Annotated in this window: 17 protein-coding genes; 7 read left to right on the top strand and 10 right to left on the bottom strand. The window is 60.3% G+C overall.

Going from position 1 to position 20,189, the window contains the following annotated elements:
• Positions 1-8: 8 nt before the first annotated feature.
• The 7 genes from aroB to ACYZT8_RS01695 all read right to left on the bottom strand — a co-directional run bounded on the left by aroB (position 9) and on the right by ACYZT8_RS01695 (position 6,653).
• A complete protein-coding gene (gene aroB, locus ACYZT8_RS01725; protein WP_461978722.1) occupies positions 9-1,109 on the bottom strand; it encodes a 3-dehydroquinate synthase in 1,101 nt (366 codons plus the stop codon).
• A gap of 151 nt (positions 1,110-1,260) precedes the next feature.
• Positions 1,261-1,779: a shikimate kinase AroK gene (gene aroK, locus ACYZT8_RS01720; RefSeq protein WP_010464421.1), complete on the bottom strand. Its 519-nt coding sequence runs from the start codon at positions 1,777-1,779 to the stop codon at positions 1,261-1,263.
• A gap of 4 nt (positions 1,780-1,783) precedes the next feature.
• Positions 1,784-3,865 (bottom strand): type IV pilus secretin PilQ, encoded by a 2,082-nt coding sequence (gene pilQ, locus ACYZT8_RS01715; protein ID WP_461978720.1) that lies wholly within the window; start codon positions 3,863-3,865, stop codon positions 1,784-1,786.
• Positions 3,866-3,878: 13 nt separating this feature from the next.
• Positions 3,879-4,406: a pilus assembly protein PilP gene (locus ACYZT8_RS01710; protein ID WP_461978718.1), complete on the bottom strand. Its 528-nt coding sequence runs from the start codon at positions 4,404-4,406 to the stop codon at positions 3,879-3,881.
• Complete coding sequence (gene pilO, locus ACYZT8_RS01705) at positions 4,403-5,026, bottom strand: type 4a pilus biogenesis protein PilO (protein WP_461978716.1); 624 nt, start codon at positions 5,024-5,026, stop codon at positions 4,403-4,405. Before pilO ends, ACYZT8_RS01710 begins: the two co-directional genes overlap by 4 nt.
• A complete protein-coding gene (locus tag ACYZT8_RS01700; protein ID WP_461978715.1) occupies positions 5,023-5,589 on the bottom strand; it encodes a PilN domain-containing protein in 567 nt (188 codons plus the stop codon). The genes pilO and ACYZT8_RS01700 overlap by 4 nt, the downstream gene beginning before the upstream one ends.
• Complete coding sequence (locus tag ACYZT8_RS01695; RefSeq protein ID WP_461978713.1) at positions 5,589-6,653, bottom strand: pilus assembly protein PilM; 1,065 nt, start codon at positions 6,651-6,653, stop codon at positions 5,589-5,591. The genes ACYZT8_RS01700 and ACYZT8_RS01695 overlap by 1 nt, the downstream gene beginning before the upstream one ends.
• A gap of 215 nt (positions 6,654-6,868) precedes the next feature.
• On the opposite strand from ACYZT8_RS01695, the gene ACYZT8_RS01690 reads away from it, so the two are divergent.
• Positions 6,869-9,316, top strand: a complete 2,448-nt coding sequence (locus tag ACYZT8_RS01690) for a penicillin-binding protein 1A (RefSeq protein ID WP_461978711.1) — start codon at positions 6,869-6,871, stop codon at positions 9,314-9,316.
• 267 nt (positions 9,317-9,583) lie between these two features.
• On the opposite strand, the gene ACYZT8_RS01685 is transcribed toward ACYZT8_RS01690, so the two are convergent.
• The 3 genes from ACYZT8_RS01685 to rpmE form a co-directional block, all read right to left on the bottom strand.
• Positions 9,584-10,852 (bottom strand): malic enzyme-like NAD(P)-binding protein, encoded by a 1,269-nt coding sequence (locus tag ACYZT8_RS01685; RefSeq protein WP_461978710.1) that lies wholly within the window; start codon positions 10,850-10,852, stop codon positions 9,584-9,586.
• Between the two features lie 182 nt (positions 10,853-11,034).
• The gene (locus tag ACYZT8_RS01680; RefSeq protein WP_461978708.1) at positions 11,035-11,835 is read right to left on the bottom strand and encodes a thermonuclease family protein; all 801 of its coding nucleotides are present in this window, start codon (positions 11,833-11,835) and stop codon (positions 11,035-11,037) included.
• Between the two features lie 14 nt (positions 11,836-11,849).
• Positions 11,850-12,077, bottom strand: coding sequence for a 50S ribosomal protein L31 (rpmE, locus tag ACYZT8_RS01675; protein WP_461956784.1), 228 nt, complete (start codon positions 12,075-12,077; stop codon positions 11,850-11,852).
• A gap of 223 nt (positions 12,078-12,300) precedes the next feature.
• On the opposite strand from rpmE, the gene ACYZT8_RS01670 reads away from it, so the two are divergent.
• The 6 genes from ACYZT8_RS01670 to ACYZT8_RS01645 all read left to right on the top strand — a co-directional run bounded on the left by ACYZT8_RS01670 (position 12,301) and on the right by ACYZT8_RS01645 (position 20,003).
• A complete protein-coding gene (locus ACYZT8_RS01670; protein WP_461978706.1) occupies positions 12,301-14,520 on the top strand; it encodes a primosomal protein N' in 2,220 nt (739 codons plus the stop codon).
• Between the two features lie 238 nt (positions 14,521-14,758).
• Complete coding sequence (gene argS / locus ACYZT8_RS01665) at positions 14,759-16,495, top strand: arginine--tRNA ligase (protein ID WP_461978704.1); 1,737 nt, start codon at positions 14,759-14,761, stop codon at positions 16,493-16,495.
• Position 16,496: 1 nt separating this feature from the next.
• Positions 16,497-17,204 (top strand): SPOR domain-containing protein, encoded by a 708-nt coding sequence (locus ACYZT8_RS01660; RefSeq protein WP_010464446.1) that lies wholly within the window; start codon positions 16,497-16,499, stop codon positions 17,202-17,204.
• Positions 17,205-17,492: 288 nt separating this feature from the next.
• Positions 17,493-18,023, top strand: a complete 531-nt coding sequence (gene hslV, locus ACYZT8_RS01655) for an ATP-dependent protease subunit HslV (RefSeq protein WP_030129223.1) — start codon at positions 17,493-17,495, stop codon at positions 18,021-18,023.
• Positions 18,024-18,078: 55 nt separating this feature from the next.
• A complete protein-coding gene (hslU, locus tag ACYZT8_RS01650; RefSeq protein ID WP_461978702.1) occupies positions 18,079-19,416 on the top strand; it encodes an ATP-dependent protease ATPase subunit HslU in 1,338 nt (445 codons plus the stop codon).
• A gap of 206 nt (positions 19,417-19,622) precedes the next feature.
• Complete coding sequence (locus ACYZT8_RS01645; protein ID WP_461978700.1) at positions 19,623-20,003, top strand: gamma-butyrobetaine hydroxylase family protein; 381 nt, start codon at positions 19,623-19,625, stop codon at positions 20,001-20,003.
• Positions 20,004-20,189 lie beyond the last annotated feature (186 nt).

Genomic DNA, 20,189 nt, shown 5'->3' with positions numbered 1-20,189 from the left:
GGATCTTATTAACCTTTAAGCTGAGCCAGGGCGCGGTAATCCGCTCCCAGCGTGGCCTGTAAAACTTCTTTCGGATAATCGTCGGTCACCACCGCTTCGCCCATGCGGCGCAGCAGCACCAGGCGTAAACGACCGTCGATCACTTTCTTGTCAATTGCCATGTGTTCGAGAAAATCGGCTTCGGTCATCTCTTCGGGCGGGATGACCGGCAGGCCGGCACGCTGAAACAGACGAATGCCGCGATCGCGCTCTTGCTCGCTGATCCAGCCCAGTCGCGTGGACATTTCCAAAGCCATTACGGTGCCAGCAGCGACGGCTTCACCATGAAGCCAGACACCATAGCCCATATGGGTTTCGATAGCGTGACCGAAGGTGTGACCCAGGTTCAACGTGGCACGAACGCCGGTCTCCTTCTCGTCGGCACCGACGACCTCAGCCTTGGCCGCGCAGGAGCGTTCGATGGCGTAGGTCAGGGCGACCTGATCCAGGGCGCGCAGACGATCAACGTTTTCTTCGAGCCAGGTCAGGAACGGCTCGTCGCAGATCAGCCCGTACTTGATGACTTCCGCCAGCCCCGCAGAGAGTTCGCGGGCCGGCAGGGTATTAAGGGTCGCGGTATCGATCAGCACCACATTCGGCTGATAAAAGGCGCCGACCATGTTCTTGCCCAGCGGATGGTTGATACCGGTCTTGCCGCCCACCGAGGAGTCGACTTGCGACAGCAACGTGGTCGGGACCTGTATGAAATCGACACCGCGCTGATAGCAGGCAGCCGCAAAACCGGCCATGTCACCAATCACGCCGCCGCCGAGGGCGATCACCGTAGTGCGGCGGTCGTGGCGTGCAGTCAGCAGACCGTCGAAAATCAGCTGCAGGGTTTCCCAGGTCTTGAAAGCTTCGCCGTCCGGCAGCACCACGGAAATCACCGAGAACTGCGCGAGGCTGCGGGTCAGACGTTCGAGATAGAGCGGCGCAACGGTCTCGTTGGAGATGATCGCCACTTGCCGTCCGCGAATGTGCGGAGCCAGCAGCTCAGGCTGATCCAACAAACCTTCGCCAATGTGAATCGGGTAGCTGCGCTCGCCTAGATCGACCTTGAGTGTCTGCATGTGTCCCCACAGTGAAGATGGAATCAGGCGTCCTGCCTTGAGTTAACGAATGTCCACGACGTCTGCTGGTGTGACGCCGTTCGGTAGCCATCCGCCACAACCTTGAGCGGTCGTGACAGGACGCCGAGGATAGCGCATTTCGCGCCTCGCTTTAACGGGGAGGTAGCTGCTGCAAGCGTTCGAGAATATCGAGCACCACCATTCGCGGCGGCCGCTCATCGGTTTCAACCACCAGGTCGGCGATTTCCCGATACAGCGGATCGCGAATCGCCAGCAGATCCCGCAGGGTCTTGGCCGGATCGGCGGTACGCAACAAGGGGCGATTTCGATCGCGGGACGTGCGCCCGACCTGCTGCTCGACAGAGGCATGCAGATAGACCACCCGACCGCCGGCGTGCAGCGCCCGACGATTGGCTTCGCGCATCACCGCGCCGCCACCGGTCGCCAGCACCACGCCATCGCAGCCGCACAGCTCGGCGATCATAGCCTGCTCGCGGTCACGAAAGCCCGGCTCGCCTTCTTTATCGAAAATCCACGGGATATTGGCGCCCGTGCGCAATTCAATTTCCTTATCGGAATCTTTGAACGGCAGGCGCAGCTCTTTGGCCAGCAACCGGCCGATGGTGCTTTTTCCAGCCCCCATCGGTCCAACAAGAATCAAATTTCGCACAGAATCAATGACTCACAGCAATCGCCTGGTTATTCATGATACGCGGAGTGAGAAATACCAGCAGCTCGGATTTTTTCTCCGAAACCACGTCACGCCGGAAAAGGCGGCCAAGATACGGCACATCACCGAGAAATGGCACCTTATCTACAACCTTGCTTTGAGTATTTGAGAAAACCCCGCCTATCACGATGGTCTCGCCATCATTGACCAGGACCTTGGCATTGACCTCGTTTTTCTTGATCGGCGGTACATCCTGGACCTTGTTCAGGTAGTCCGGCTCGTCCTTCGTGACCTTGACCTCCATGATGATCCGGTTGTCCGGAGTGATCTGTGGCGTGACCTCAAGGGACAGCGACGCCTCCTTGAACGACACCGACGTGGCACCGCTGGAGCTGGCTTCCTGATAGGGAATCTCGGTGCCCTTGAGGATTTTCGCGGTTTCCTTGTCGGACGTGACCACCTTGGGTTGCGAGACGATTTCGCCGTTACCGGTCTTCTCCATCGCGGTCAGTTCCAGGTCCAGCAGCACGTTATCGGTGATGAAGGCGATGCCGATCCCCGAGGTATTGCCCGCGGCGCCCAGATCGACAAACGGCGAGTTAGTGCTGGTGCTGCCCGGGGTGCCGATGGTAGTCGACGAACCATTGCTGACCCCCGACGTGTTCCAGTTGCCCTTGTTCTGCACCGAACCACCCCAGCGCACGCCGAGGCTTTTGTCGTAGTCGACGTTGGCTTCGACGATTCGTGCCTCGATCATCACCTGGCGTACCGGGATATCCAGTTGCGCAACGATGCGACGAAGTTCGTCGAGCCGGTCCTGGGTCTGGTAGGCAATGATGTTGTTGGTCCGCTCATCAACCGTGATCGAACCCCGTTCGTCGATTTTCGATTCGGCACTGGTCACCGACGTGAACAGCTTGGCGATGTCGGCAGCCTTGGCGTAGTTGACCTGCAGCAGTTCCCGACGCAGGGGCGCGAGGTCGGAGATCTGCTTCTGCGATTCCAGTTCCTGGCGCTCGCGTGCGGCGATTTCATCGGCCGGCGCCACCAGCAAGACGTTACCGATCTTGCGCTTGTCCAGACCTTTGGTTTTAAGCACCAGGTCCAGCGCCTGGTCCCACGGCACGTTCTGCAAACGCAGCGTGATACCGCCCTGCACCGTGTCGCTGGCCACCAGATTGAGGTTGGTGAAATCGGCGATCAGTTGCAGCACCGAGCGCACATCAATGTCCTGGAAATTCAGCGAGAGCTTTTCACCGGTGTAGGCAAAACGCTCGGCATTGCGCTTTTGCAGGTCGTCAACAGTCATTGGCCGGATGCTGACAGTCAGCTTGTTGTCGGTCTGGTACGTCGAATAATCGAAGGCGCCGCTGGGTTCGATGCTGATCGTGGCCCGATCGCCCGTGGCGCTGGCGTTGACGAACTGCACCGGAGTGGCGAAATCCTTGACGTCCAGACGTACTCGCAACGGCTCAGGCAACTGCGTTTTGGCGAAACCGAGGATGATCTTGCCGTCGCGCTCCTGAATGTCCGGGGCGATGGACGGATCCGACAGATCAATCACCACATTGCCTTCACCCTGCGTACCACGCTGGAAATCCACACCGCGGATGGCCTTGCCTACAGGTGCGTAGGTTTTCGCCGGGGCGGGCGTTGCAGTCGCGGCGCGAGGTGCACTGGTGGGCGGGCGGGATGCCTTGTTATTGACCCCCTCCCCGACCACCACGATCAGGTTGTTGCCCTCGACTCGCGCGCTGTACGGGGTCAGCTGCGTCAGATTGATGATCAGCCGCGTACGGTCCTTGGCTTCCACAACCGTAGCGCTGCGGGCATTGCCGCCGCCCAGATCGCGACTCTTGCTCGCCAGCTTGGTGACCACACCGGGCAGATCCAGCGCAATGCGTGCGGGCGACTCGGTCGTGTAACCGTGGGGCTGCGGTGGCGGGCCATCGAAAGATAACTTCAACTCGACACGATCACCCGGCAGCGCGGCGACATCCAGCGCGTTGAGGTTGGCCGCTTGTACCATCGGCGACAGCAACGCTATCCATAGCGAGATACCGAGGGTTGAGAAAATCCTGTTCATTATTCGAGTTCCACTATGAGTGCTCTTTCAAAGGGATGGTCCGCGGCCGTTCCAGCCAGGCACCTTCGCCGTCGGGAACGATTTCGACCACATCGACTTGCGAGCCGTTGATGGCGACGATCCGCCCATCGTTACGCCCCAGGTAATCGCCGACTTTCAGCCGATGCACTCCGCCTGCTCCGCGCAACAGCGCAAAGGAGCCAGTCGCATTGGAGATCGTGCCGACCATTTCAAACTGCTCGATGTTAAAACCTTCGAGGTACTGCTTGGCTCGGTTGGGGTCGGGTTTGACATTGCGCGAGCCGTGCTTTTGCCCCGCCAGATCGACCCTGACCTGCCGGGAAAACGGGCTGCGCAGGTTGGCAGCGTTGTAGGTGAACGTTGGGTAAGACCGGAATGTCGGCGTTGGTTCAATCTTGCCGGGTGGCCGCAGGCGCACTTCGTTCATGTAGGCATCGAGGTCACTGACGTCATTGCCGTTGCCACAACCGGCCAGGCCGGCGAACACCACCACCATCGAAAAGCAACGAATCGGGGTCATTTCTGCATCCCCTTGTCGTTGTAGCGGTAGGTCTTGGCCAGAATGCTCATGCGCAGTTTCGGACCACCTTCAGGGTCGGCCGGCGCGAGGTCGAAATCGTGCAGCGTAACGATCCGCGGCAACCCGGCCACGCCACTGACGAAGGTCGCCAGGTCGTGATAGGCGCCGGTCACGGTGATCTGGATCGGCAGTTCGATGTAGAACTGCTGGGTGACCTCCGGCAGCAGCTTGATCTCTTCGAACTCCAGCCCGCTACCGAGGCCGGTACGGGTGATGTCTTCCAGCAGTCCGGGCACTTCAGTGTCGCTGGGCAACTGGCGCAGCAGCACACCGAAAGAGTTCTCCATCTCTTTCATCTGCTGGGTGTACAGCTCCAGGTTTGCCGCCATCCGAGCTTTGGTCGCGAATTGCTCCTTGAGGGTCGATTCCTCTTCACGCTTGAGTGTGAGGTGATCTTCCTGATCGCTGATGTAAAAGGTGTACCCGAGGGTCAACACCAACACCATCAGCAAGACTCCCGCCAGGGCCTTGATCGCCGGCGGCCAGGAACCCATGTTGTTGGTATCCAGATCGTTGATGTCGATCTTGCGCAGGCCTTCGAACCATTCGGAGGGGCTCATTTGGCAGCCTCCACAACGGCGGGCTGAGTCTGACGGACGGTCAACTGAAAGACGTTGGCCTGATCCAGCTGACCGGCGGTGGTGGCTTTGACTTCCGTGAGGCTCGGCGCATCGAACCAGTCGGACGCATCCAGATTGCGCATCAAGTCCGACACACGATTGTTCGATTCCGCCGCGCCGGTAATGGACAGGGTTTTGCCAGCCATTTTCACTTCGGTGAAATACACCCCGTCCGGCAGAGTGCGCGCCAGCTGGTCGAAAACCCGCCCGCTGATCGGACGGTTGCCTTGCAGGTCCTGGATGATGCGCATGCGCTCGACGAGCTGCTGGCGACGGGCCTTCAGGTCGCTGATCTGCTTGATGCGCTCGTCGACCACGTCAATCTGCTTGCCGATGTAATCGTTACGAGCCACCTGCCGGTCAATGGCGCCGCTGATGACCTGGTCCGCGATAAAAATCGCGCCCACCGAACACACCAGCACGCCGACCAGTGCCAGCAAAAAGCGTTTACGGCGCTCTTCGCGCAGCTCTTCGCGCCAGGGTAGAAGATTGATCCGCGCCATCAGTCGAAACTCCGCAGAGCTAGCCCGCAGGCGATCATCAGTGCTGGTGCATCGCTTGCCAGGGCTCCGGCGTTGACCTTGTTGCTCAATGCCATGTCGGAGAATGGATTGGCCACCTGGGTCGGCGTGCCCAACCGCTGTTCGATCAGGCGATCAAGCCCCGGGACCGACGCAGTGCCACCCGCCAGCAGGATGTGATCGACCGCGTTGTACTGACCGGAAGCAAAGAAGAACTGCAAAGACCGGGAAACCTGCTGCACCAGCGCATCGCGAAAAGGCTGCAAGACTTCACTGACGTAGTCATCCGGCAGTCCGCCCTGCTTCTTCGCCAGCCCCGCCTGCTCGACAGTCAGGCCATAACGCCGCTGGATTTCCTCCGTCAACTGACGACCGCCGAACAATTGTTCTCGGGTGTAGATGATCCGCCCGTTGTACAGCACGCTAAGGGTGGTCATGGTCGCGCCGATGTCGACCACCGCCACGGTCAGCCCTTCCTGAGAGACCGCCAGCTGAGCCGCCAGCAAGCTGAACGATCGCTCCAGCGCGTAGGCCTCGACGTCGACCACTCGCGCCGTCAGGCCGGCGAGCGCCAACGCGGCTTCACGCACCTCGACGTTTTCTTTGCGACAGGCTGCCAGCAGCACATTGACCCGCTCGGGGTTACGCGCCGACGCGCCCTGGACTTCGAAGTCGATGGCGACTTCATCCAATGGGTAGGGGATGTACTGATCGGCCTCGATCTTCAGCTGGTTTTCCATCTCGTCGTCGGAAAGACCGGCGTCCATCTCGATGGTTTTAGTGATGACTGCCGAACCGGCGACGGCCACGGCGACATTCCTGAGATTGGTTTTGGCCTTGAGCAGCACGCGAGAGAGTGCCTGGCCCACGCCTTCGAGCTCGGCGATATTTTTTTCGACCACCGCGTTGGCGGGCAAGGGTTCGACCGCATAGGCCTCGACCCGATAACGGTCGCCCTGGCGACTGAGCTCAAGCAGCTTCACCGACGTGGAGCTGATGTCGATCCCCAAAAGCGTGTTGGCCTTTTTATTGAAGAGTCCTAGCACTACCAATTCCCTATGACTATCCGTGTCTTACGGACTCTGTAATACCCGTTGCGTTCAAACCACCCGTCTTGACAGCAGCGCAAATGACGCTCTCGACGTAAAAATGCTTATAATGCCCAGCGTTTTTTTCCGGTTTTTACTTCAAGCGCGGGTCGTTCCCTGTTTATCTGAACCCTGTTGCCTAATTCATTCTTTGCCCTGGATATCCCAAAGCCTTGATTCGTCTGCTGAAATTTTTCGGTTGGTCCATCGTCGCCGTTTTCTGCGGACTGCTCCTTGGTCTGAGCGGCGCGTTTCTTTACCTTAGTCCGGGATTGCCATCTGTGGAGGCTCTGAGAAGCATCCAGTTGCAGATTCCATTGCGGGTGTACAGCAGCGACAACAAGTTGATCGCAGAGTTTGGCGAAATGCGCCGCACACCGATCCGTTTCGCCGACATTCCCCCCAATTTCATCAATGCGTTACTAAGTGCTGAAGACGACAATTTCGCCAATCACTACGGCGTCGATCCCAGCAGCCTGATGCGCGCAGCAACCCAGCTGGTAAAAAGCGGACACATCCAATCCGGCGGCAGCACCATCACCATGCAGGTGGCGAAAAACTTCTTCCTGACCAGCGAACGCAGTTTCTCGCGCAAAACCACCGAAATCCTCCTGGCCCTGCAGATCGAACGGCAGCTGACCAAGGACGAGATCCTCGAGCTGTACGTCAACAAGATCTATCTGGGTAACCGCGCCTACGGCATCGAAGCCGCCGCGCAGGTCTACTACGGCAAATCGATTCGTGACGTCAGCCTGGCGCAGATGGCGATGATCGCCGGCCTGCCAAAAGCCCCTTCGCGCTTCAACCCGCTGGCCAACCCGGCCCGCAGCAAGGAACGTCGCGACTGGATCCTTGGGCGCATGTACAAGCTCGGCAAGATCACCGAAGCCGACTACACCACCGCGATCAACGAGCCGCTGAACGCCAGCTACCACGTGCCGACGCCGGAAGTGAACGCGCCGTACATTGCCGAAATGGCCCGTGCCGAAATGGTCGGCCGCTATGGCAGCGATGCCTACACCGAAGGTTTCCGCGTGACCACGACGGTGCCGAGCAATCTTCAGGAAATGGCCAACACCGCGGTCCACGAAGGCTTGATGACTTACGATCAGCGTCACGGCTATCGCGGTCCTGAATCACGCCTGCCGGGCAAGACTCGCGAGGCCTGGGCCACCGAGCTGACCAAACAGCGAACCATTAGCGGTCTTGAGCCTGCCATCGTCACTCAGGTCGACAAGAACGGCCTGCAAGTGATCACCCGCACCGGCGAAGAACACATCGCTTGGGACACAATGAAATGGGCACGTCCATTCCTGAACACCAACAGCATGGGCGCCAATCCGAAGCAGCCCTCGGACGTGGCCCAGGTCGGCGACCTGATTCGCGTGCAGCGCCAACCGGACAATTCGCTGAAATTCAGCCAGATCCCGCAAGCGCAAGGCGCGCTGGTGTCCCTTGATCCGCAAAACGGCGCCATTCGCTCGCTGGTCGGTGGTTTTGCCTTCGAGCAGAGCAATTACAACCGTGCCATGCAGGCCAAGCGTCAGCCGGGTTCGAGCTTCAAGCCCTTCGTGTACAGCGCCGCGCTGGATAACGGCTACACCGCCGCCAGCCTGGTGAACGATGCGCCGATCGTGTTCGTCGATGAATACCTGGACAAGGTCTGGCGTCCGAAGAACGACACCAACACTTTCCTCGGCCCGATCCGTCTGCGTGAAGGGCTGTACAAGTCGCGCAACCTGGTGTCGATCCGGCTGGTGCAGGCGCTGGGCGTCGATCGCACCATCGACTACATCAGCAAGTTCGGCTTCAACAAGCAGGACCTGCCGCGCAACTTGTCCCTGGCACTGGGCACCGCGACCCTGACGCCAATGGAAATCGCCACCGGCTGGAGCACATTCGCCAACGGCGGCTACAAGATCAGCCCGTACATCATCGACAAGATCGAAAGCCGTAATGGCGACACGCTGTTCGTCGCCAACCCGCCGAGCGTTCCTCAGGGTGACGTTGCGGCCAGCGGCATCGCCGCACCGGCCGATGCCCAGGCGTTCACGGTCAACGAGACCCCAGGCGAGGCTCCGGCCGCACCAGGCGCCGCGCCGCAAACGCCAGCCGTAGCCGAACGCATCGTCGACGGTCGCACTACTTTCATCCTCAACAGTATGCTCGAAGACGTGATCAAACTCGGCACCGGCCGCCGTGCACTGGCCTTGGGTCGCAGCGACATTGCGGGCAAGACCGGTACCACCAACGAATCCAAGGACGCCTGGTTCTCCGGCTACAACGCCGATTACGTGACCACCGTCTGGACGGGTTTCGATCAGCCTGAAAGCCTGGGCAAACGCGAGTTCGGCGGCACCGTTGCGCTGCCGATCTGGATGAACTACATGGCTGCCGCCCTTAAAGACAAGCCGCCTCACACCCAGGCAGAGCCGGAAGGTATCCTCAGCCTGCGGGTTGACCCGGTCAGCGGCCGTGCGGCCAGCCCAGGCACGCCAGGCGCGTACTTCGAGTTGTTCAAGGCCGAAGACACGCCACCGTCGGTGAATGAGTTGGGTAACGGCAATGCGCCGGGCAGCCCGCTGCCAGCGGATGAAGCGGCGCCGATCGATTTGTTCTGATCGCATAGCCACACCAAAAAGCCCCGCCTTCGAAGAAGAGCGGGGCTTTTTATTGCCTGCAGGTTTTGTGTTGCCCAGGAAGGCCTCTTCGCGGGCAAGCCCGCTCCCACAATGGGTGCTGGTGTACTCACAACTTGCGTACGCCGCCGAACCTTGTGGGAGCGGGCTTGCCCGCGAAGAGTCCCTCACAGACACCACAAAAACCACAGACAAAAAAAAGCCCCGACTCATACGAGCCGGGGCTTTCTGTTGAAGCGCTACAACGGCTTAGCCGTTGAACACGTCATCCACGCTTTTCAGCGGGTAGTTCTTAGGATACGGCAGGGTCGCTACACCGGTCTCGATGGCGGCCTTGGCCACGGCATCGGAGATCAGGGTGATCAGACGCTTGTCCATTGGCTTCGGAATGATGTACTCACGACCGAATTCCAACTTGATGCCGCCGTAGGCGTCGCACACTTCCTGAGGCACTGGCAGTTTGGCCAGTTCACGCAGGGCGTTGGCAGCAGCCACTTTCATTTCTTCGTTGATGCGCTTGGCGCGAACGTCCAGGGCACCACGGAAGATGAACGGGAAGCCCAGCACGTTGTTGACCTGGTTCGGGTAATCCGAACGGCCGGTCGCCATGATCACGTCGTCACGGGTGGCGTGCGCCAGTTCCGGGGAGATTTCCGGATCCGGGTTCGAGCACGCGAACACGATCGGGTTAGGCGCCATCGACAGCAGGCCTTCAGCGCTCAGCAGGTTCGGGCCGGACAGACCCACGAACACGTCAGCGCCTTGCAGGGCGTCAGCCAGGGTGCGTTTTTCGGTGGTGTGAGCGAATACCGCTTTGTACTGGTTCAGGTCGTCACGGCCGGAGTGGATCACGCCGGTACGGTCAACCATGAAGATGTTTTCAATGCTGGCGCCCATGCTCACCAGCAACTTCATGCAGGAGATGGCGGCCGCACCGGCACCCAGGCAGACGATCTTGGCGTCAGCCAGGGTTTTGCCAGCGATTTCCAGGGCATTGATCATGCCGGCCGCGGTAACGATTGCGGTGCCGTGCTGGTCATCGTGGAACACTGGAATGTCGCACTGTTCGATCAGAGCGCGTTCGATCTCAAAGCACTCAGGTGCCTTGATGTCTTCCAGGTTGATGCCACCGAAGGTGATGGAGATACGCTTGACGGTGTCGATGAAGGCTTGCGGGCTTTCGGAGTCGACTTCGATGTCGAAAACGTCGATGCCGGCGAAGCGCTTGAACAGCACGCCTTTACCTTCCATGACTGGCTTGGAAGCCAATGGGCCGAGGTTACCCAGGCCGAGAATCGCGGTGCCATCGGAAATGACTGCAACCAGGTTGCCTTTGCCGGTGTATTTGTAGGCCAGTTCAGGATCGCGGGCGATTTCGCGTACTGGTTCGGCTACGCCGGGGCTGTAGGCCAGCGACAGATCGCGGGCGGTAGCGGTGGCCTTGGTGAGCTCGACACTCAGCTTCCCTGGACGAGGATGGGCGTGATATTCGAGAGCGGCAGTTTTCAAATCAGACATGTGGGCATTCCGCTTTTACTGTTGGACAGACGGACCGCCGAGGATACGCGTGTCGCAAAGTCCCCACAAGACTGACCAGTCACCCCTGTCAAGCGCCCTGCCCTACGACTTTGGGCCAAGAGCCACGGAACACAAGGGATAGACTGTTCACAATCAACAGAAAAAATGTCTACAATTTTTTCTTAACGCACCACTTGCAGCATCGTCGGATCGGTCAGCGGCAGAAGCCAGCGCGCTTGCCCGGATTTCAAACCACCACGGCGCGAACGATCCACCACCCAGCCACGCGCCTCGATCTGCTTGTCCTTCAGCCGTTCGAGCGATGCCACATCGAATTGCCCGAGCAAGTTGGGTGCAACACGCAATACAACCGAGTCCTGCAACTCAATCCAAACTCCGCCGCGATTGCGCTGAACCTTGCTCACACGACCGCTGAGCACGGCAAAACCGGAAGCGCTGATCTGATCCGCTTTCAGTACAGGTGATTGCCGCCACACGCCAAGGCCAGCCTGACGCGCGCTGCGTTCGGCGGCTTGCTGGCAGCCGACCAAATCGACATTCGGCGCGACCGCCACTTGAAAACCGAGGCCCTCGGCGAGCATCTGCGCTTCGAAGTTGGCACCATCAGCACCGTAGACATGGGCCAGCGTGCGACCGTAATGATCCTCGCCCTCTTTGCCCGACAGCAAACTCACGCGCCCGTCGCTGGCCGCCACCAGCGCTTCCAGGCGTTTGCGCGCGATCACGGCAAACGGCTCGTCGGAACGGCCCTGCTTGCCCAGTTCAGGCGTATTCAAGCCGATCATGCGCACACTGCGGCCATCGCTCAGGCGCAAGGTGTCGCCATCCACCACGCGTTGCACCACGACGGGCGTAAGACCGCTCGGAGCCGGGCAGAAGGCCTGGGCACCGGACAACCAAATCGCGGACACAAAAAAGGCGCCCGCAAGGGACGCCTTTTTCATTCGCAAGGTAAAGCCCATGAGGCCTTCGAACCTTACTCTGCTGCAGCAGGTTTCTTGCCGAAAGCACCGAAACGGTCTGCGAAGCGCTGAACGCGGCCGCCAGTGTCCAGAGTCTTCTGCTTACCGGTGTAGAACGGGTGGCACTCGTTGCAAACGTCGATCGGCAGAGCTTTGCCGAAGGTCGAACGAGTTTCGAACTTGTTGCCACAGCTGCAAGTAACAGCAATGACTGGATAATCTGGATGGATATCAGCTTTCATGGTGTCTTCCTCGGGCTGCGTGCCGCCACCCAACACTATTGTTGAATACCGCACGTAATTAGGCCGCGGATTCTATCAGACATTGACAATCGCGCAAGCTGTCGCTTCTACCGACCGTCTGCTAGGCTCCCGACCCAAAGCGCCGTCCCTGTGGGAGCGCGCCTGCTCCACAGGTTATGCGTTCAGCCTTCATTTACTGCCACGCCCAAAGAGAATCCCCCGCGTGCCCGACGCCATTTTGCGCCTCGCCCTGCCTTCGCCGCTGCGCCGCCTGTTCGATTACCGTGCCCCGGCCGGCGTTCTGCGCGCCCAGTTGCAACCGGGCATGCGCCTGCGGGTGCCGTTCGGCCGGCGGGAGATGATCGGGATTCTGGTGGAGGTCACCGACACCAGCGAAGTGCCGGTAGAAAAGCTCAAACCGGCCCTGGCGTTGCTCGACGCCACGCCACCGTTGCCTCCGGCACTGTTCAAGCTGTGCCTGTGGACCTCGCAGTATTACCAGCACAGCCTCGGCGACACCTTGAGCTGGGCGCTGCCGGTGTTGTTGCGCCAAGGCGAACTGGCCGAGGCGCGCCAGGAACGCTTCTGGTCCGCCGCGCCCGGCGCCAGCCTTGATGACCCGCGCATCGCCCGTGCACCGCGTCAGCGCGAAGCCTTGGCGACATTGGCCCAGCACCCTCACGGCGTCGCTCATCAGTTGCTGAGCAAACTAATGTTGAGCAAAGACAGCCTCGACTTGTTGCTGGCCAAGGATCTGGTGCAGGTGGAAATCCGCAAGCACGCCCCCGGCGCCCGTCACGAACACTGGCTGGCGCAACCGGAGTTGCCGCTCAACCCCGAGCAGCGCGCGGCGTATGAAGCGATCCGCGCGGGGTTCGACAGTTATCACGCGTTCCTGCTGGCCGGTGTCACAGGCAGCGGCAAGACCGAAGTGTATTTGCAGCTGATCCGCGAAACCCTCGAAGCCGGCAAGCAAGCGCTGGTGTTGATCCCGGAGATCAACCTCGGCCCGCAAACCCTGGCGCGCTTCGAGCAGCGTTTCAATGCGCGCATCGCCCTGATTCACTCGGCGGTCAATGATCGCGAGCGCCTCGAAGCCTGGCTCGCCGCCCGGGACGGTGACGCCGACATCATTATCGGCACCCGTTCGGCGCTGTTCACGCCGATGAAAAACCCCGGTTTGATCATCATCGACGAAGAGCACGACGGCTCGTATAAACAGCAGGAAGGTTTGCGCTATCACGCCCGAGATCTGGCGTTGGTGCGCGCGCGGCAGGAAAACATCCCGATTGTCCTCGGCTCCGCCACGCCTTCGCTGGAAAGCCTGCAAAACGCCTACACCGGACGGTACGGCCTCCTACGCCTGAACGAGCGCGCTGGTGGCGCCAAACAACCGCGATTCCTGCGCCTGGATGTGAAAAGTCGTCCGCTGGACAGCGGTATTTCCGGACCGATGCAGCAAGCGATCGGCCAGACCCTGGCGGCCGGTCAGCAGGTGTTGGTTTTTCTCAATCGTCGCGGGTTTGCGCCGACGCTGCTGTGCCACGACTGCGGCTGGATGTCCGAGTGTCAGCGCTGCGATGCAAGAATGACCGTGCACCAGCGCTCCGGCGAGCTGCGCTGCCACCATTGCGGCTACGTCGAGCGCGTGCCTCGGCACTGCCCTAAATGCGGCAAGGTCGATTTGCGGCCGGTGGGTGCCGGCACCGAACGCGCGGAAGAACGCTTGGCGATTCTGTTCCCGGACGTCCCGGTGCTGCGGGTCGACCGCGACAGCACGTCGCGCAAAGACGCGATGAATCAGCTGTTCGCCACCATCCAGAAAGGCCAGCCGTGCATTCTGGTCGGCACGCAAATGCTCGCCAAAGGGCACCACTTTCCACGGGTGACGCTGGTGTCGATCCTCGATGCCGATGGCGGGCTGTTCTCCGGCGACTTCCGCGCCAGCGAGCGCATGGCGCAACTGATCGTCCAGGTCGCCGGGCGGGCGGGCCGGGCTGAAGAGCCGGGCAAGGTGATTATCCAGACCCATCTGGCGGACCATCCGCTGCTGGTGCAACTGACCGAACAAGGCTATTTCGCCTTTGCCGAGCAGGCGCTGAGCGAGCGACGCTCGGCCGGTTTGCCGCCGTTTGCGCACTTGGCGCTGCTGCGGGCCGAAGCGCACAAACCGGGACAGGCCGAAGGTTTTCTCGATGAGGCGTGCAGCGAGGCCGAGCGTTTGCTGGCTGAGCAGAATCTGACCGGGATTGAGTTGCTTGGACCAGTGCCAGCGCCGATGGAGCGTCGCGCGGGACGTTACCGTGCGCAGTTGTTGTTGCAGGCCACGGCCCGGGCGCCGTTGCATCGGCTGTTGAGTAGTTGGTTGCTGGCGCTGGAGCAGATGCCTAGTGGGCGGGCGGTGCGTTGGTCCCTTGATGTCGATCCTGTCGACTTGTACTGAATTTCAAGATCGCCATCGCGGGCAAGCCCGCTCCCACAGGGCCTGATGCGTGGCACTGAAACAGTAAACAATGGAGATCCTTGTGGGAGCGGGCTTGCCCGCGATTACGGTTGATTTGTCACCACATATCCATAACCTGCCCGCTATAGTTGGCAAGCCCGTCTTCGCAACGGATAATGCCCAGTTTTTCCACTAGCGCATCCAGGCGCCGCCGCGCTTGCGGTCGAAAGAGAACACCATGAAAGACACCATTCGCCAGCTGATCCAACAAGCCATCACCCAACTCGTCAACGAAGGTGTGTTGCCTGAAGGCCTGTCGCCGGCGATCCAGGTGGAAAACTCCCGTGACAAGAAGAACGGCGACTTCGCCAGCAACATCGCCATGATGCTGGCCAAACCGGCCGGCATGAAGCCGCGCGATCTGGCGGAAAAAATCATTGCTGCGCTGCCGGCTGACGAAAACGTCACCAAGACCGAAATCGCCGGTCCGGGATTCCTGAACTTCTTCCAGAACACTGACGCCCTGGCCTCTCGTCTGGACGCCGCACTGGCCGATGAGCACATCGGCGTGCGCAAGGCCGGCCCGGTACAGCGCACGGTGGTCGACCTGTCGGCCCCGAACCTGGCCAAAGAGATGCACGTCGGCCACTTGCGTTCGACCATCATCGGCGATGGCGTGGCACGCGTTCTGGAGTTCCTCGGCGACGACGTCGTCCGTCAGAACCACGTCGGCGACTGGGGCACCCAGTTCGGCATGCTGATGGCCTATCTGCAGGAAAACCCGATCACCAGCGACGAGCTGTCGGACCTGGAAAACTTCTACCGCGCCGCCAAGAAACGCTTCGACGAATCCGAAGAGTTCGCCGATCGCGCCCGTGGCCTGGTGGTCAAGCTGCAAGCCGGCGACCCGGACTGCCTAATGCTGTGGACCAAGTTCAAAGACATTTCGCTGTCGCATTGCCAGAAAATCTACGAACTGCTGAACGTCAAACTGACCATGGCCGACGTGATGGGCGAAAGCGCCTACAACGACGACCTGATCAACGTGGTCAACGACCTCAAGGCTGCGGGCATGCTGGTCGAGAGTAATGGCGCGCAGTGCGTGTTCCTCGACGAATTCAAGAACGCCGACGGCGACCCGCTGCCGGTGATCATCGTCAAGGCCGATGGCGGCTACCTCTACGCCACCACCGACCTGGCCGCCGTGCGTTATCGCAGCGGCAAGTTGAAGGCTGATCGTGCGCTGTACTTCGTCGACCAGCGTCAGGCATTGCACTTCCAGCAAGTGTTCGCGGTCGCCCGCAAGGCCGGCTTCGTGACGCACCCGATGGAAATGGAGCACATGGGCTTCGGCACCATGAACGGCGCCGACGGCCGTCCGTTCAAAACCCGTGATGGCGGCACCGTGAAGCTGATCGACCTGCTGACCGAAGCCCAGGAACGCGCCTACACCCTGGTGAAGGACAAGAACCCTGAGCTGGCCGAAGACGAATTGCGCAACATCGCCAAAGTCGTGGGCATTGGCGCGGTGAAATACGCCGACCTGTCCAAGCACCGTACCAGCGACTACAGCTTCAACTTCGACCAGATGCTGAACTTCGAAGGCAACACCGCGCCGTACCTGCTGTACGCCTACACCCGCGTGGCCGGCGTGTTCCGCAAACTCGGCAAGGACTTCAGCGAAGTCGAAGGCCAGATCGTTCTCGAAGCCGCGCACGAACACGAACTGGCCGCAAAACTGGCGCAGTTCAGCGAAGTGCTGAATAACGTTTGCGACAAAGGCACGCCGCACATCCTGTGCACCTATCTGTACGATGTCGCCGGCCTGTTCTCCAGCTTCTACGAGAACTGCCCGATCCTCAGTGCCGACACCCCGGCGCAAATGCAGAGCCGTCTGCGCCTCGCCGCGCTGACCGGCCGCACTCTCAAGCAAGGCCTGGAACTCTTGGGTCTGGAAACTCTGGAGCGTATGTAAGTTGGCTGCCAAGAAAAAACCTGCACCCAAGCGTGGCGCCAGCCGTTACCAAGCTCCTGCAAAGCAACCGATCCCGGGTTGGCTGTGGATGGCGATCGGCCTGACGGTCGGCGCGTTCATTGTGTTCCTGATGAAACTGGAGCCGGGCAAAGGCAGCGAGAGCGTCAAGCGCGAGAAGATCGAGCAGCAGAAAGCCACCAAGATCGCCGAGGCCAACAAGACTCCGCCGAGCCCGACGCAACCGGTGAAGCCGAAGTACGACTTCTACACCTTGTTGCCGGAATCGGAAGTCATCGTGCCGCCGGATGCCGTGCCGGAGAAAACCCTGCCGACGCCGCAAGTGCCGGCCATTCCGACCACGCCGGTAACACCGGAGCAAGCGGCAAAGATCGACACCGCGCGCGCTCAGGCCGCACTGGCCGGGATTACTCCGCCACCCGCGCCACCGGTCTCCAAAGCGGCACCGGTGACCAAGTTCTTCCTCCAGGCCGGTTCGTTCCGCAAGGAGGCTGACGCGGACAAGGTTCGGGCGCAGATCATTCTGCTGGGTCAGGCCGTGGCGGTTGAATCCGGGACGGTGAAGGACGAAACCTGGTATCGGGTGTTGGTCGGACCGTTCAGCAACCGCGAACAGCTGACCACGGCGCAGAAACAACTGTCCGGCGCCGGCTTCAGCAACCTGTTGTTACAACAACGCCAGAACCGCTGATTTCCTGAAAACAACCTGCTTTTGTGGCGAGGGAGCTTGCTCCCGCTGGAGTGCGAAGCGCTCCCAATCCGGCCATCGCGGTATGCCAGACAAACCGCGACGTCCGGATTTACGACTGCTTCGCAGCCGAACGGGAGCAAGCTCCCTCGCCACGGGGATCCACTTACATCCTCCTTCGCGAACGACACACCGCTCGTCCCCTCTCCCGCCCCGCAGTTGAAAAACGCATCACCACCCCCATATGAGTTGGCATAAGGCATTTTCGCCCCGCTGCGTGGAGACTCTCCCTTGACCACCATCGTTTCAGTTCGCCGCCACGGCAAAGTCGTCATGGGCGGCGACGGCCAGGTTTCTCTCGGCAATACCGTGATGAAAGGCAACGCGAAGAAAGTTCGTCGCCTGTACCACGGCCAGGTGATCGCCGGTTTTGCCGGGGCCACCGCTGACGCCTTCACCCTCTTCGAGCGTTTCGAAGGCCAGCTTGAGAAACATCAGGGTCACCTGGTTCGCGCTGCCGTCGAACTCGCCAAAGAATGGCGCACCGACCGCACCCTCAGCCGCCTCGAAGCCATGCTCGCGGTCGCCAACAAAGACGCCTCCCTGATCATCACCGGCAACGGCGACGTGGTCGAACCTGAGGAAGGTCTGATCGCCATGGGTTCCGGTGGCGGTTACGCCCAGGCCGCCGCCAGCGCACTGCTGAAGAAAACCGATCTGTCGGCTCGCGAAATCGTCGAGACCGCGCTCGGTATCGCCGGCGACATCTGCGTATTCACCAACCACACCTTCACCATTGAGGAGCAGGACCTCGCCGAGTAAGCCTGTTTCGGCCTTAGCGCCACGGCTTACTTTTGCTTGAGGACCGCCAATTACTATGTCCATGACTCCCCGTGAAATCGTCCACGAACTCAATCGCCACATCATCGGCCAGGACGATGCCAAGCGCGCCGTCGCCATCGCGCTGCGTAACCGCTGGCGCCGGATGCAACTGCCGGAAGAGCTGCGCGTTGAAGTAACCCCGAAGAACATCCTGATGATCGGCCCGACCGGTGTCGGTAAAACCGAGATCGCCCGTCGCCTGGCCAAACTCGCCAACGCGCCGTTCATCAAAGTCGAAGCGACCAAATTCACCGAAGTCGGCTACGTCGGTCGCGACGTTGAATCGATCATTCGTGACCTGGCTGACGCGGCAATCAAGCTGCTGCGCGAACAGGAAATGACCAAGGTTCGTCACCGCGCCGAAGACGCCGCCGAAGAGCGCATCCTCGACGCCCTGCTGCCACCGGCACGCATGGGCTTCAACAATGACGACGCTCCATCGGCCGACTCCAACACCCGTCAGCTGTTCCGCAAGCGCCTGCGTGAAGGTCAGCTGGATGACAAGGAGATCGAAATCGAAGTCGCCGAAATGGCCGGCGTCGATATCTCCGCGCCACCGGGCATGGAAGAAATGACCAACCAGTTGCAGAGCCTGTTCGCCAATATGGGCAAGGGCAAACGCAAGAACCGCAAGATCAAGGTCAAGGAAGCGCTGAAACTGGTGCGTGACGAAGAAGCCGGCCGCCTGGTCAACGATGAAGAGTTGAAGGCCAAGGCGCTGGAAGCGGTCGAGCAGCACGGCATCGTGTTCATCGACGAAATCGACAAGGTCGCCAAGCGCGGCAACACCGGTGGCGTCGACGTGTCCCGTGAAGGCGTACAGCGCGACCTGCTGCCGCTGATCGAAGGTTGCACCGTCAACACCAAACTGGGCATGGTCAAGACCGACCACATCCTGTTCATCGCCTCCGGTGCGTTCCACCTGAGCAAGCCGAGCGACCTGGTGCCTGAGCTGCAAGGTCGTCTGCCGATTCGTGTCGAGCTGAAGGCGCTGACGCCGGAAGACTTCGAACGCATCCTCAGCGAGCCGCACGCGTCGCTCACCGAGCAATATTGCGCCTTGCTGAAAACCGAAGGCCTGGTCATCGAGTTCCAGCCGGACGGCATCAAGCGCATCGCCGAGATCGCCTGGCAGGTCAACGAGAAGACCGAGAACATCGGTGCCCGTCGCCTGCACACTTTGCTCGAGCGTCTGCTCGAAGAAGTGTCGTTCAGCGCCGGCGACCTGGCCAGCGCCCATGACGACAAGGTGATCCTGATCGACGCCGAGTACGTCAACAGCCACCTCGGTGAATTGGCGCAGAACGAAGACCTGTCCCGTTATATCCTGTAGGTCACATTCTGTGTGAGCGGGCTTCTGTGGCGAGGGAGCTTGCTCCCGCTGGGTCGCGAAGCGACCCCGAAATCGGTGAATGAGGTTGATCAGGAATACCCCATTTGCCGGCTTTACGACTGCTGCGCAGCCGAGCGGGAGCAAGCTCCCTCGCCACAGGATCACCCGCCGACACAGGGCCTTCATTACGACGGACGACCGGCCCCATGACGACCCAACTCCCCACCGACATCAAACTGCACAAAGCCTCGAAAACCCTGTCGCTGAAATACGCGTCCGGCGAGGAATATCACCTGCCCGCCGAGTTCCTTCGCGTGCACTCTCCCTCCGCCGAGGTCCAGGGCCACGGCAAACCTATCCTGCAATTTGGCAAGATCGGCGTAGGCCTGACCAAAGTAGAACCGGCCGGTCAGTACGCACTGAAATTGACCTTCGACGACGGCCACGACAGCGGCCTGTTCACCTGGGAATATCTGTACCAGTTGGGCGTGCGTCAGGAGGACCTTTGGAACGATTATCTTGGCGAACTGAAAGCCGCCGGAAAAACCCGCGATCCGAATGAATCCATCGTCAAGCTGATGCTCTAGGTCAGGCCTCTTGCTCTTTAGAGGGCATTTTCTAATTCCATCTGTTTGAATGCTCCGCTCCTGGGTCAATGATTGGCCCGCTTGCGAAAAAAATTAAACTCGGGTAACCAATGGAGCTGGCAAGTTCCCTGCAGTGCTCTCTGCCGTAAAAAGCAGAGATGCAGAATTAACGGTCACCCGAGCAGA

It is taken from the genome of Pseudomonas sp. LB3P93 (assembly GCF_054898025.1).
The sequence above is the reverse complement of the archived record's forward strand: the minus strand, read 5'-3'. Positions and strand labels throughout refer to the sequence as shown.